The 12067-nt window shown below is 68.3% G+C and carries 15 protein-coding genes; all 15 read right to left on the bottom strand.

Annotated features, from left to right (window positions below):
* Positions 1–40 precede the first annotated feature (40 nt).
* The gene (locus RVR_RS37145; protein ID WP_202240007.1) at positions 41–673 is read right to left on the bottom strand and encodes a hypothetical protein; all 633 of its coding nucleotides are present in this window, start codon (positions 671–673) and stop codon (positions 41–43) included.
* Between the two features lie 127 nt (positions 674–800).
* Entirely contained in the window at positions 801–1724 is a 924-nt protein-coding gene (locus tag RVR_RS37140) for an ATP-binding protein (protein ID WP_202240005.1), read from the bottom strand.
* Entirely contained in the window at positions 1714–2391 is a 678-nt protein-coding gene (locus RVR_RS37135) for a nuclease-related domain-containing protein (RefSeq protein WP_202240003.1), read from the bottom strand. Before RVR_RS37135 ends, RVR_RS37140 begins: the two co-directional genes overlap by 11 nt.
* 101 nt (positions 2392–2492) lie before the next feature.
* Positions 2493–2957: a hypothetical protein gene (locus RVR_RS37130; protein WP_202240001.1), complete on the bottom strand. Its 465-nt coding sequence runs from the start codon at positions 2955–2957 to the stop codon at positions 2493–2495.
* Positions 2936–3244: a hypothetical protein gene (locus RVR_RS37125; protein WP_202239999.1), complete on the bottom strand. Its 309-nt coding sequence runs from the start codon at positions 3242–3244 to the stop codon at positions 2936–2938. Before RVR_RS37125 ends, RVR_RS37130 begins: the two co-directional genes overlap by 22 nt.
* A gap of 117 nt (positions 3245–3361) precedes the next feature.
* On the bottom strand, positions 3362–3559 hold the full coding sequence (locus RVR_RS37120; protein ID WP_202239997.1) for a hypothetical protein: 198 nt from the start codon (positions 3557–3559) through the stop codon (positions 3362–3364).
* A complete protein-coding gene (locus tag RVR_RS37115) occupies positions 3559–3714 on the bottom strand; it encodes a hypothetical protein (protein WP_202239995.1) in 156 nt (51 codons plus the stop codon). Before RVR_RS37115 ends, RVR_RS37120 begins: the two co-directional genes overlap by 1 nt.
* Before the next feature lie 109 nt (positions 3715–3823).
* Positions 3824–4282 carry a hypothetical protein gene (locus RVR_RS37110; protein ID WP_202239993.1) on the bottom strand — a complete coding sequence of 153 codons (459 nt, stop codon included), beginning with the start codon at positions 4280–4282 and terminating at the stop codon, positions 3824–3826.
* 4 nt (positions 4283–4286) lie between these two features.
* Positions 4287–4529 (bottom strand): hypothetical protein, encoded by a 243-nt coding sequence (locus RVR_RS37105; protein WP_202239991.1) that lies wholly within the window; start codon positions 4527–4529, stop codon positions 4287–4289.
* Positions 4530–4737: 208 nt separating this feature from the next.
* The gene (locus tag RVR_RS37100; RefSeq protein ID WP_202239989.1) at positions 4738–5781 is read right to left on the bottom strand and encodes a C40 family peptidase; all 1044 of its coding nucleotides are present in this window, start codon (positions 5779–5781) and stop codon (positions 4738–4740) included.
* Complete coding sequence (locus tag RVR_RS37095) at positions 5782–6075, bottom strand: hypothetical protein (RefSeq protein WP_202239987.1); 294 nt, start codon at positions 6073–6075, stop codon at positions 5782–5784. It lies immediately after the preceding gene.
* A gap of 226 nt (positions 6076–6301) precedes the next feature.
* Positions 6302–8584, bottom strand: a complete 2283-nt coding sequence (locus RVR_RS37090) for a hypothetical protein (protein WP_202239985.1) — start codon at positions 8582–8584, stop codon at positions 6302–6304.
* Complete coding sequence (locus tag RVR_RS37085) at positions 8581–11175, bottom strand: ATP-binding protein (protein ID WP_202239983.1); 2595 nt, start codon at positions 11173–11175, stop codon at positions 8581–8583. The genes RVR_RS37090 and RVR_RS37085 overlap by 4 nt, the downstream gene beginning before the upstream one ends.
* Before the next feature lie 111 nt (positions 11176–11286).
* Positions 11287–11637 (bottom strand): hypothetical protein, encoded by a 351-nt coding sequence (locus tag RVR_RS37080; protein WP_202239981.1) that lies wholly within the window; start codon positions 11635–11637, stop codon positions 11287–11289.
* Between the two features lie 7 nt (positions 11638–11644).
* Positions 11645–12037, bottom strand: a complete 393-nt coding sequence (locus RVR_RS37075; protein ID WP_202239979.1) for a hypothetical protein — start codon at positions 12035–12037, stop codon at positions 11645–11647.
* Positions 12038–12067: the final 30 nt, after the last annotated feature.

Genomic DNA, 12067 nt, shown 5'->3' with positions numbered 1-12067 from the left:
ACCCTACGACGCTTCACGCGAGGTCTCCCCCAACCTGGGGTTACTCGGTCCACAGGAGATACAGCGGGATAGAGACGCCATCAGGCGCGTGGCCGGTGAGCAGCCAACGGTGGTAGTCGTAGGCCGAGGTGAGGGTGAGCACGATCTCGCCGTCGTGGCTCTCGTGTGGCTCGCTGATGGCCCGCAGGTCCCACGCGAATCCTAGGGGGGTGACCTGGATGATGCGTCGACCGTGCAGGTGCGGCACGGTGCGCGCGGGCACTGGGGTACGGGCGCTGGGGGAGTCGGGCCCGGCTGCGAGGCGCCGCAGCAGGGCTTGGGGCTCTCCAGCGGGTGGCGGCGGCACGGCGCGGTTGTCGGGCGGTAGACGGTGTTCCACCCAGACATGGTCGATCTGGTGGCGACGGGTTTGGGCGATGCTGCCGGGGTTGATCTGGCGGCGCCAGTAGTCGGCTTCTCCGACGACGTCGAGCCACGCTTTGCCGTCGCCGTCGCGGTGTATGTCACCCAGCACTCTCAGGTCGTGCTGGACGCCTTCACCCGGCAGGACGACTAGCGCGGGCTGCCCGTGGGGCTCGGGGATGTTGGCGGCTGGCACCGGGACCGCCGGCGGTGGCACTGCGCGGAACCACTCACCATCGACCTGGAGGTCCGGGAGCTCGTTACTGCTCATGGACGCAGTATCTCTCGTGTGCCGGGCCGCCTAGTCGGCTGTACGGCAGGTCAGGGCATGCGGCCGGGTGCAGATGAGATCGGCCCCGGCGGAGTCCGCCGGGGCCGATCGGAATCGATTTCCTGACCTACGGCCGGAGCGCGTCCGTGTGGACAGTGCAGACGGCATCGGGGTGCGACCCGGTGCTGTTGGTGTGTGCGGCCAGCAGATCACTGACCGAGTGGACGGCCTGCCACGCGGGGGCGTCGCAGTCGTCGTCATACGGGCAGGCCACGAGCAGGTCGAACCAGATATCGCCCTCTCCGTCGACGTCGACGCGCAGGGCGAGGATCATGCGGTCCGGTCCGAGGCGGATCTCACCGACGCGGTCACCGTCGGCGAGATCCGCGCCGACGCGCCAGCGCCACAACGGCAGGATCTCGGTGCCGAGCACTCGGCGAACCAGCAGCAGGTCGCCCAGGCCATCGCCGCTGTCCCAGCCGAGATCGGCGCGCCGAGTGTCGCTGGCCCGTTGCAGCAGCGCCTCGAGGCGGTGAATGTTCTCCGCGACGACGACGTGATCGAACCCTTCGGCGGGCAGGCGAGCGAACGCGTCGACCATAGCGGCGTGCTGGTCGCGCACGATCGCCTCGGGTACGCGCCGGTTCGCGGGCCGGCTCTTCTGACGGTCGACACACACGGAGGCTGGTGTACCGATGACCAGAGCAACCGTCGACATGCCGTGAAGGCGGGCGGTCGCGATCAGGTCGGCACGCACCTTCTGATCGCAGTTCGTGCTGTCGACGATCGTCATCTTCCGGCGGGACAGGCGGGCCTCCAGGACGGCCTGCAACGCGAACACAGCGTCCCCGGTGGCCTCCTGGCACCCTGGGTCGTCACTAACCAGGGCCCGGAACCTGTCGAGTTCCAGGACCTGCGTGTCGGGCCAGGTGCTGGCCCACGTCGACTTCCCGGCCCCGGCGGCACCGATCATGATCACCAACGAGGGGTCCGGGATGGTCGTGTCGACGGGCAGGAACTGGTGGGCGTTGAGGGCGTCGTTACTGGGCATGGGTGGCGGTCCTCTTCTGGTCGATGTAGCGGGGGAGTGCGCCTTCGGCCCGGACGGCGAGGTGTCTCGCCGCCTGCGGGTCTCGCTGAACGGGGATGCGGCGCAACTCGCTGCGGAGCCGTCCAGCGGAGACGATGACCAGTCCGTCGCCCAGCGAGAGGCGGCCGCGGGCGACCTTCGCACCATGCACGGCGATCAGGGGTGTGACAGGGACACCGAGGGCGAGCGAAGTTTGCTTCGCCTCCCAGCGGGTGGTCTTGATCGTCTCGGCCAGGGAGCGAGATCCGCAGTACGCGGTTCCCCGACGCATAGTTACCGTTGCCCGGGCTGTCCACGCTTTGGTGTCGATCAGGACGGCGGACTCCCCGTCGGGGAGCAGTGCGACGTGGTCGAGGTTGGCGCGGCCGCCGCCGGGGATCGCTCGATCGTGCACGACGTGCCATCCGTCCCACGTCAGCGGAGCCAGCAGAGCCGCCGTACGACGCTCGCCGTCTGCGCCAACCCGCCAACGGCGGACCTCGGGACCGACCTTGTAGATGCGCCGGGCAAGGAGGGTGGGCAAGGCCGCGCCTGCGGCCAGCGCCAGAACGCGGGCACTGGGCAACATCCGCCAGGTAATCAGCAGCACCCCATACCCGATGACCACCGCGGGCGGCAGCCACCACACGGCCGTACGGTGCTGGACGCGGATCTCAGCACGCCGAAGCCGGCGGGCCTGGTGGCGCGCAGATGCGCCGGCGTCGCGCGGCCGGTGTCGGATGCGGGCAGTCACTGGTCGTCCGGGCGCGGACAGGTGCTGGTTGCCGCGGTGACGAGTGCGGGGATCACGTCCTGCAACGCGGAGCTGACCTCGTAGATGGCGTGCATCATGCGGTCCGGCGTCGCGCTGGTGCGGAGACGATCATGTAGTGCCGCGATGGTCCGCGCCGTGGTGAGCGTTTGCTCCAGGGCCTGCCGCACGATGATTTGCGCTTCGGGGGCCGTCACTGGAGCTACGACGGGTGGGAAATCCCTCGGGTCGAATGCGGCGTCGACCTGGGTGCGTAGATGGGTGAGCAACTCGACAGGATCGGGCATAGCGAGGTCGACTGCGGGGCGCTGGCGACGAAGGGAGATGCGGATCATGAATCCTCCGGTGGTGCGAACATGCGGATGCCGGGGCGCGGTGTTGGGCAGACGTGGTCTGGCCGCGCCCCGGCGGTGTTGTGTCGTCAGGGCGCGGTAGGCGTCCACAGCGTGATGGTCTGGCCGAGGTGTGGAATGGTGGCCTTGAGGTGGCGACAGCCGTCGTCGTGCTCGTAGCTGGTGACGGAGCCGCCCAGCACGCGGTGGACGCGGCGGATCGCAGCGACGGGGCCCTCCGGTGGCACAGCGAGGCGCCCTCGTACCTCGCCAGTGGCGTCGATGTGCCAGGCGATGACCGGGGGCAGTTGCATGCCGTAGTGGGTCAGCAACGATGCGAGCGCGGATGCGGCGGCGGCCTGCCGGGGCGTCTGCGCGGTGGTGTTGATCGGTTTCATGGAGGCCTTTCGGCGGGGCCGCAGTGGCGCTGTCGCGGTCGCCCTGTCGGGCAGCGCGATGCCTTCTGCGGCCCCGTAAAGGGGGCCGGGATTCCCCAGCCCCGGCGGGTTGGGGAACTAGCTGGCCCGGGCGGCGGTCACTGCCGCTGAGGTAGCGCGCATGGCCGCTGCGGCGGCATTCGCCGCAGCCAGGTCGGCGGCGGCCTGCTGTCGGGCGGCTTCCAGTGCGGCCGCGGCGGCCGCCGCCTGCTCGGCTTGCTTCTGAGCGGCTTCCAGTGCGGCCGCGGCGGCGCGGAGTGCGTCGTAGGCGTCCATCAGACGGTCGTCCGTCCTTGGCACGTCCCGCAGGTGCGCCACGTTTCGCGGTACACGCCCTCGTCGGTGCTGCTCTCGGGCTCGCCACCGGCACCGTCGCAGTCCGGGCAGGTGGCGGCGGTCGTGGCCGCGCGGGCAAGCGTGATGATGTGCATGGGTAGGGCTCCCTGGTGTTGGGCAGGGTGTGAGGTCAGGTGGTGCTGGCCGTGTACGGGGCGCCTGGTGGTGAGCCGGGCGTGGTGCCCCCGTATGGGCCGGTGGAGCTTAGGTCGTGCTGGTCATGATGGAGACGGTTGCTGCGCTGATGCCGAGCAGTGATCCGGCGTCCCGGGTGGAGACGCCCTTCTTGCGTACCAGCTGTTCAGCTAGTGGCGTGGCCAGTTCGCGGGCCTTCAGGGCGAGTTGGTCTGCCTGGAGCCGCATCGTTCGGGCCTCGGCGATCCGTGCATCGAGGTCGGTGTCTCCGGTGCTGATGGTCACCAGCAGCAGGACCCCGTCCGTGTCCGTGGGTTCGTCGTTTCCTTGTGCGGTGTCCCGGCGGATCAGCACGGAGTCCTTGGGGACTCCGTGCTGATCCGCGATCGCCTGACGCAGTCGCGTGTCCAGTTGGCTCAGGGAGCGGTGCGCCGGGCGCACCTCGGGCAGCTCGTCGACGACCGCTTGCCAGATGCCGCCTGATTTCAGGACGGCGCGGGCGTGGTAGCTGCTCGGGGTGGGGCTCATGAGATCAGTGGGTCCTCTCGCGGACCACGCCGACGGCGTGCGCGAGGGAGAGCCAGTCCGAGTCGTCGGTGCCGAGGCCGGCCGCGTCCCGCAGGTGCGCGGTGAGGGGGATGATCTGGTCGGCGGCCGCGGCGAGCTTGTCACCGTCGTTGGGGTCGCAGGCCAGTTCCATCAGGGCGGCGGCGCCGATCGAGAGTTCGTCAGGGCTGATCCGGAGCGCGTCGGGTACGGCGTGCAGGGTGGTCATGGACAATAGACTTCTCCTCTAGGAGGCGGGGCGCGGCGTTCGTTGGTAGCGGGGCCGCGCCTCGCGTTTTGCCGGACGGCTGCCCGACCTCTCCATAGTGTTTAGTGCCTGAACAGATGTCAAGTCACCATACGATCGTGTCTCAAAAGACATCCGTGCAACAGCGAGGGCCCGGTCATTCGACCGGGCCCTCGCTGCCTCTCCGCGGTCAGGTGCTGGAGCTGGTGTCGGTGAGCGCGGAGTCTGGCAGACGTCCGAACTTCAAGTTCTCGTTCGTGGCGTTGTAGGCACGCACCTTGACGTTGCTCCCGGTGTGCGGGGCCTCCACTACTTCGCCGCGCTTGACGACGATCATCACGTGCCCCGGCCCGGGCCCCTGCTCGCCCCACCCGGTAAACGCCAAATCCCCCGGCTGTTCCTGACCGCTGGCAATCGGGGTGGCGATGTTGTACATCTGCTGACTGGTCCGGACGGTCAGTTCCCGGCCGGCCTGACGCCAGGCGTAGATGACCAAGCCGGAGCAGTCGAAAGCATCGGGGCCGGTGGCACCCCACACGTACGGTTTCCCGACCTGGTCCAGGGCTGCCTGGAGCATGGTGAGGGTGGTTCCGGTGGCCGTGCTGCTGACGCTGGTGCAGCCGGATGTGTCGATCTGGGTGATGTTGCCGGTACTGGGGCCGACATCAGCGACGATCTGCACGGCCTGTTGCTCGTGGTCGGCGTAGGCGTCGGGGAACGCAGAGTGCTGGACACGCTGAGCAGCGACGGTCACCGGCATGTCCTCCCAGCCCTTGATGGTGAGCAGGTGCTTGTAGAACGAGGTGCTGGCGTACGTCGGGTCGAGGATCTGGTCACGAGTTCCCCAGCCTTGTGAAGGGCGCTGCTGGAACAAGCCGAGGGAATCGCGGTCGCCGTGGTCGAGGTTATGCAGACTGCTCTCCTGGAGCGCCGTGGCGATCGCGATCACCTGCCCTTTGACCGACACGTTCATCTGCTGTCCGACGGCGATGATCGTCTGAGCGTTCGTCACCTGGTCCCCGGAAAGGTCGACCGCGGCAGCGCCCTTGGCGTCGCCAACTGATACGCCGCTGATCGGGCAGTCGACGCTGGCCATCTCGCTGGAGGCGTCCGCGCTGAACATCGCACCGGCAGAGACGACCAGCGCGAGGCAGCCAGCGAGGCCAGCCGCGGTCGCGGTAAGAGCGATCCGGCGGCCGGCCCGGCTGGACAGCATCACCGCGGCTGCGGGCATCTACTCCACCGCCTGGGCGTCGGGGCGTACATCGGCGACCTTCCACGCAGTGCCGTCCCACCTCAGCGAGACCGACACCACGCCCTGGTCGGTGCTGACGGCTGCCGAGGTGCTGGCGGTGGCACCGGTGTCGGTGACCTTCGCGGTGCCGGTGACCCGGGTAGCCGGCACTCGGGACGGGTCCACGGTGGCGAGAGCGTCCGCGAATCCCGGTGTGGCGTAGGCGTCGACCCGCACGAGCCACCCCGGGTTGGGCTGGTGAGAGGCCCACGCCGCGACGAACGCTGTTGCCACGTCCAGGGCGTCACCGACGGACGGAGTAGCCGGTGTCGGGGCCGTGGTGTGGGTTGCGTGGGGGGTTACGTGTGCGATGGCTGGCGGTGCCGGGGCAGGCCGTGCGGCCTGCCCCTTGCTGTGGTGGCACGACCCGGACAGGACCAGCAGGACAATCAGGCCGGCGATCACGAGCAGCAGCCGGCGTCGGCTGTAGAGAGGCCAGCGCGCGATCTGGCGGATCAGGTCAGACATTGCCGTCCTCCGGCAGATCGGGAGTGCTGGTGCCGGAATGGGGCCCGCGGTCATCGTGGATCGCATAGCCGTTGGTGGGAGTGAACACGACGTAGACGCTGCTGCCGTCCTCAGCAGTGGTGGGTTCGATGACCGCTGAGGGTGGGCTGCTTGGGGCCGGGGCGTCTACGACAACCGGGCCCGTCGGCCCGCCCCTGTACGGCACGTCGCCGCTGGGGGGCGGAGAACCTGCCGGCGGCGCGCTGGGCAGCGTCCGGCGCGCAGGGGCCGGCGGGCGCGGCATGGGACCAGATCGTGCTGGCCGGGCCTCGGCCGGCACGCGTTCCACGCTGATGTCGAGGTCTTCTGCACGTGTCCGCTGCCCGGGAACACCAGCGCCACCGGGGACGAAGAACCCGCCGCCGCCAGGCCCGGGATGCCCATCCGGTCCGGCGTACCCGTAAGCGCCGGCCTGGTCTCCGGCTTCGTCGTCGCGGGGCCATCCGCGACCTGCGAGCACCAGGTCCTGGCCGACCGGCGTTTCCTCCTGCTGCTCCTCGACCTGTTCTTCGGCGACGGTGTTGGGCGCCACGGCGTCGTCCTCGGAGCCTGCCGTGCCGTTGGTCTTGAGCCATTTGCCGATCTGGCGGGCGTTCCAGCGCCCCTTTGCATAGCCGAGCGCGCCGCCGACCACGGCCGCCTTGGCGCGGGACAGTGTGCCTACGCCGTCTCCGGCCCAGTTGCGATTGGGGCTGACCATCGAAGTGAGGGACCTGAACGGCTTGCTGATGCTCCACAGAATGGCGGTCAGGACGTAGAGCAGGACGACGGCGAACCACTGGGGAACGGCGGTGGAGCTGATCAAGGCGCGGTTGAAGAGGACATCGAGCGCAGCGGCGAGACAGAAAAGGGGCGCGTTGATCACTGCGGCGGCTGCGGATTTGCCCAGAGTCTGGGCGGTGCCTGCCATCCGGCGGTGGATCGCGATAGGCGCGACAGCCGGTGCGAATACCACGAGGAGTTTGATGATCGTGCGGGCACATGCCAGCACGATCGACGCGGCGATGCTGTAGCTGTTTGCGGGAATGGCCGCGAGTGCGGCGATGAACGAAGCCCAGAGCCGTCCGGAGGTGTGGCCGGTGAGATACCCGTAGGCCACGGGGTCCTCCTTCTGGACTTTCGACGCGATGTCTTTGAACGCGGCTGCCTTCGCAGCAATGACGGCGTCCTTCTGAGTGGTAGGGAGACGCGATTCTGCCCATGTCAATGCCTGGGTGTCGTAGAGCTGCATCCCATACTTCTTCGCCACAGAGCAGTCGGAGCAGCCGAATTCACCGTCCAGCCACTGCTGGTAGATGATCGAGCCGACCAGGAGGTTCCCCTCAGACGTCTGAGGATCGGAGCCGTGATCCGGATCGCCAGCTACGCCTTGTTGAATACGCCCGATGGTCTGAGTCATCGCGGTGTCCGTGATGCTGCCAGCCTGAGTGGGATAGCTGAACGCGAACGTGGTGACGACCATGACCAGAGCAGCCCAGCCGATGGCCTGTGCCAGGCCGGGCAAGTTTTTGGCCCGGGCTTGGAACAGCAGAACACATCCGAGCAGCACAATGGATGTCCCGATCCACGGGGTATAGACGGCGTCACGAACTGCCTTTGTCGCCTGGGAGAACACAGGGTTGAGTTTGGACATGTAGCCGGTGCCCGCGCTCTCCCGCTGCATCTTGACCGCGAGATCGGTCCACCACTTGGTGGCGTCCAGCGACCGGTTCGCGAGCCAGTTCTCGAACGAGCTGCCCGGATCGCGGACGTCTCCGCCGCACCCCAGGTCGTAGGTATTCCACTGGAGACCGGCCATGCCGTACTGCTCATACAGGTGCGACGTCGCCGTTGCACTGCTCGGGTCGATCGGAGCGGGTGCCGTAGTGGGTCCGCCCGCAGTCCACGACATGACCCCCTGTCCCGGAGACTGAGCCATGGGTGGGCTCTTGCAGTCGCCGAACAGGTTGTCCAGAGGATTACTGCTGCTCGACGTGCTGCTGCCGCTGCTGCCGCCGTTGGCGTCCTTGCAGGCGTCCTTGGTTGGCCCGCTGAGCTTCTTGCACGGGTCCGAGCTGGGCGTCGGTGTCGGCTGGGGGTTGTCCTTCTGGCACTTCGACAGAGTCGATCCGTTCAATCCTTGACACGGATCAGTGGCGCTAGCGGTGCTGGTGGTTGGTCCCGCCAGCACCGCGCCGACCACCGCCAGGAGGATGCCAAGGAACAGCAGCCGTCGGCGGGATGTGAGTAGCGTCATCGGTTCCCGTCCTTTGCGAGCTCAACGAACGGGTTCGATCGGGATCGGTGGGGGTTGGCGGTCGAGTTGAGGGCGTCGCGTAGCGCCGGCCGGTCCAGGCGGACCGTGATGCGCTCCATGCCGTCGTTGCCGTCGTTGAAGATGAACTCTCGCCACCCCAACCGGGTGTTGGAGCTGCGGGACTGATTCGACAGCCCCTCGAGGATCTCCTCGTAGCCGTGGCCGGGTTCGATGCCCAACAGTCCCAGCGCGGCGCGCTGCGCCTGGGCTCCGATGGTGCGGCCCACAAACACTGAGTCGACCCAGTTCTCGACGCCCGCGGTGAGGATGTCCCCGCCGTCCTGGGTGGCGTATAGGGCCCGGGTGTTGTGTTTGCGGGAGTCGCGGCCGGTCTTCTTGACCAGGGTCCGGCCGGACGGGACCGACAGCAGAGCGTGGGTCTCGTCGAGGAACAGCCCCTTGCGGTCGTTCATGTCCCGGTCGTAGATGGAGCGCTGCGCGTACCAGCCAGCCAGGTACAGCAGGGGCATGCTGTACTGCTCCTCCAGCGTCCATTCGCTGGGAGGGGTGCCGTCGGCGGGCAGAGTCAGGCCGCGCAGGCTCATCACCACCAGGCGCTGGTGCGCGGTCTGGTAGCGGTCGTCACCGTCAGCGGGAGGGAAGATCAGTTGCCCCTGCGGTAGCTCGGCGGCGGCGTGCAGCAGCTTCGCCAGGTGCCCGGCGTGCTCTGCGAGGCCCAGCCCCGATTCGGCTTCCAGCTCCTTGATGATCGCGTGCGGAGAGGAGTGCACGGACGCGTCGGTCCTGCCGGCGGCCAGCAGCAGCGCGGTCTGCGTCTGCTGGCTACCGGTGATCTGGGCGGGTAGCAGACCCCGCATCGCGTCGATCGCCAGGGTGCGCCGCTGCGCGGCCGCGGCCTGGGTGTCCCGCTGGAGGGCCAGGCTGGCCTCCAGCGCCGGGTCGTCGTAGTCGGCGTACTGCTCTGGGGTGTAGTGCTCGGGCCGGGGGTCGGGGATCACGTGGTACGGGTTGAGAGTTCCGGGTTCGGCCCGCATCAGGTCAATCCGTCGGGAGTACGGCCGCAGCTCCGGGAGGTCGCACAGCCGGGTCAGCGGCCCCGACGGGTCGAGCACCACCCAGGGCACGCCCATCCGTGTCGTGTCGTATACGACTTTTCCGCACAGAGTGCTCTTGCCGCCGCCCAGGGTGGACAGGACCACCGTTAGGCCGGAGCGCTCACGCTGCTCGGTGCTCATCCATGGGTGCCACATCACCGCGCGTCGGGATACCCCGGACGTCGAGCCGATGTGGGGGCCCACGCGGTCGCCGACCAGAGCGGTGGCGGCCGGCAGGGACCCGGCGAGGGTGGTCACGGGCATCCGCCGCCGGTAGCCGGTGTGGGCCAGGTCCTCCCCGGGGATGAACTCGCGGGCCATCGTGTACTGGTCTGAGGGACGCTTGATGACGACCTGTGGCGAGTACATCTTGATGACCTGGTCGGCCCGGTTGCGGACGTCCTCGGCGGTGGCCGCGGAGACCGCGATGCGAATCCAGCCGTGCACACGGGTTGCCAGGCCGGAGAATCCGCTCCTCGTTTCGTCTTCGATCCCCCGCCCCTGGTCCCGCTGCCGGGAGAGCTGGAGAGGGACGTCGACGTCGTGCTCGGCGTGGTGGTTGACCTGGTGGCGGATGCGGTCGAGCTGGTCGCGGATGTCGCGGTCGGTCTGCGCAGGTTCCCGGACGTCGAAGACGCCGGAGACCTCGTAGGGGAACCGCAGCCGGTCCAGTCGCTGGAGCCAGGGGCCATACCCGGATTCCGGGATGTCGGGCAGGTCCATGCGGCTCATCGTCAGGATGGTCACGTAGCGTTCCACGCGCTGGCCGTTGCGGTCGCCGGCGATCCGCAGGTGCGGGGCGTAGGGCTCGGGCGCGCTCCACTCGACGCCGTCGGTGTGTTCGGCGAGATCGCTCGGCGACCAGACGCTGTCAGGCTGCGGTGGCGGGTCGAGCGGGGCGGGTAGACCGAGGCCGATGGAGCGGGTCAGCAGCCAGTCCATGTCGTGGGCCTGTGCGGGGGAGGCGTCCATGCCCGGAGCGCTCATCGTCCGGTCGATCTCCGTCAGGTCCCGGCCGAGTGCGGCCAGTTCGCGGTCCAGCGCGCCGCGCAGCACCTTGTTCGCGGCCCGGCCTGCGCCGGAGACCCGGCCCAGGCGCACCCCGTAGTAGATGACCTTGTCATCAAGCGGTAGTCGAGCGACCTGGAGCTGTTCCTCCTGGAGATAGCTCTCCCAGCCGGGCAGCGGGTTGACGACGGAGCGGTGCAGGGCCTCAGCCCAGCGGGCGACCGGGTACGGGCGGTGGGTGATCCGGAGGTAGAGCCGGCGGCCGGTGAGTTCGGCCAGGCGCTGGGCGTGAGCTAGTACGAGCTGGTTGCGCTCGCGGTCCGTTTTGAAGCTCCAGCGCTGAGGTTCGGCTACGTACCAGGCGGTGACGTAACCGGTGCGGGTGACGGTCAGGTTTCCAACGACGTCGGTGAGCGCGAGTCCGGTGCGGTGCCCGGTGTCGGGTGTGCGGCGCTGAGTCGTGAGCAAGCGGTCAAGGAGCCGCGGGCGTAGGGATGTTCGTGTTGATTTCGTAGCATGAGTGGTCATTGATCCCTCATTCACCTGTGTTGGGCAGGGTGGGTGGTCTGAGTGGTGATGTCAGCGAGTCCGGCGGCGTACGGCCCTCAGAGACAGTCGGGCGGTGGTGGCGCCTGAGCGTCGGTCCCGTGGTGCCTTGACCTCGTGCCAGAAGGCGATGACCACGGCCCGAGCGGTGTTCTCGTGGTCGACGTGATCCATGATCTTCATCGTGGTGTAGATCACCGCGAGCAGTGCGTAGAGCGCCGCCCAGAAGCCGATGACGTGGACCTTCACCTCGATGCTGAGCGCGAGTACATAGAGCAGGCTGCCGATGCCGTAGGCGCGATACCGCACGCGGAATGGGAATGTGCGCTTGGTCGGACCGAGGAAGACATCGTCGACGGCATAGACCTCGTCGTCGTTGTGCATCCTCATCTCAGTTCCCTGCGGCCTTCGTGCTGCTGCCGTGCCAGATCAGACTCACGAGCCACGAGCCGATGCTCGGGGCGAAGCCCCCGACGCCCACGCCGATCACGGCGAGGCCGATGAGCGCGCCGCCCACCATGTTGACCGTCGATGCGTGGTCTTTCTTGCGGGCGTTGTACAGGATGATGCAGCCGGTGATCATGACGCCGAGCGGCACGATGTTGTCGGTGAGCCAACTGCGCACGCCGGCGGTGTCCGCACCGCTGGCAGCGGGAGCGGCCAGGACGGCCGCGGCGGCGATTCCCTTCACTCCGCGGGGGGCGAGCGCGGCCTGCAACTGCCGTCGCTGACGCGCCTGTCGGAACTGGTTGGGCAGGCGCCTGATCGTTGTGGGGGCGTGCATGGGGGTTCCTCTCCCGTCGGTGCCACCAGG

Source organism: Streptomyces sp. SN-593 (genome assembly GCF_016756395.1).
In the GTDB taxonomy this organism is placed as follows: domain Bacteria; phylum Actinomycetota; class Actinomycetes; order Streptomycetales; family Streptomycetaceae; genus Actinacidiphila; species Actinacidiphila reveromycinica.
Note: the sequence above shows the minus strand (reverse complement) of the source record. Positions and strands in the feature narration are given on the sequence as shown.

Coding starts and splice junctions, on each gene's coding strand:
- RVR_RS37125 (WP_202239999.1), bottom strand. CDS start 3,244: ATGAAACCGATCAACACCACCGCGCAGACGCCCCGGCAGGCCGCCGCC.
- RVR_RS37145 (WP_202240007.1), bottom strand. CDS start 673: ATGAGCAGTAACGAGCTCCCGGACCTCCAGGTCGATGGTGAGTGGTTC.
- RVR_RS37140 (WP_202240005.1), bottom strand. CDS start 1,724: ATGCCCAGTAACGACGCCCTCAACGCCCACCAGTTCCTGCCCGTCGAC.
- RVR_RS37100 (WP_202239989.1), bottom strand. CDS start 5,781: ATGCCCGCAGCCGCGGTGATGCTGTCCAGCCGGGCCGGCCGCCGGATC.
- RVR_RS37110 (WP_202239993.1), bottom strand. CDS start 4,282: ATGAGCCCCACCCCGAGCAGCTACCACGCCCGCGCCGTCCTGAAATCA.
- RVR_RS37080 (WP_202239981.1), bottom strand. CDS start 11,637: ATGCACAACGACGACGAGGTCTATGCCGTCGACGATGTCTTCCTCGGT.
- RVR_RS37120 (WP_202239997.1), bottom strand. CDS start 3,559: ATGGACGCCTACGACGCACTCCGCGCCGCCGCGGCCGCACTGGAAGCC.
- RVR_RS37105 (WP_202239991.1), bottom strand. CDS start 4,529: ATGACCACCCTGCACGCCGTACCCGACGCGCTCCGGATCAGCCCTGAC.
- RVR_RS37115 (WP_202239995.1), bottom strand. CDS start 3,714: ATGCACATCATCACGCTTGCCCGCGCGGCCACGACCGCCGCCACCTGC.
- RVR_RS37075 (WP_202239979.1), bottom strand. CDS start 12,037: ATGCACGCCCCCACAACGATCAGGCGCCTGCCCAACCAGTTCCGACAG.
- RVR_RS37090 (WP_202239985.1), bottom strand. CDS start 8,584: ATGACGCTACTCACATCCCGCCGACGGCTGCTGTTCCTTGGCATCCTC.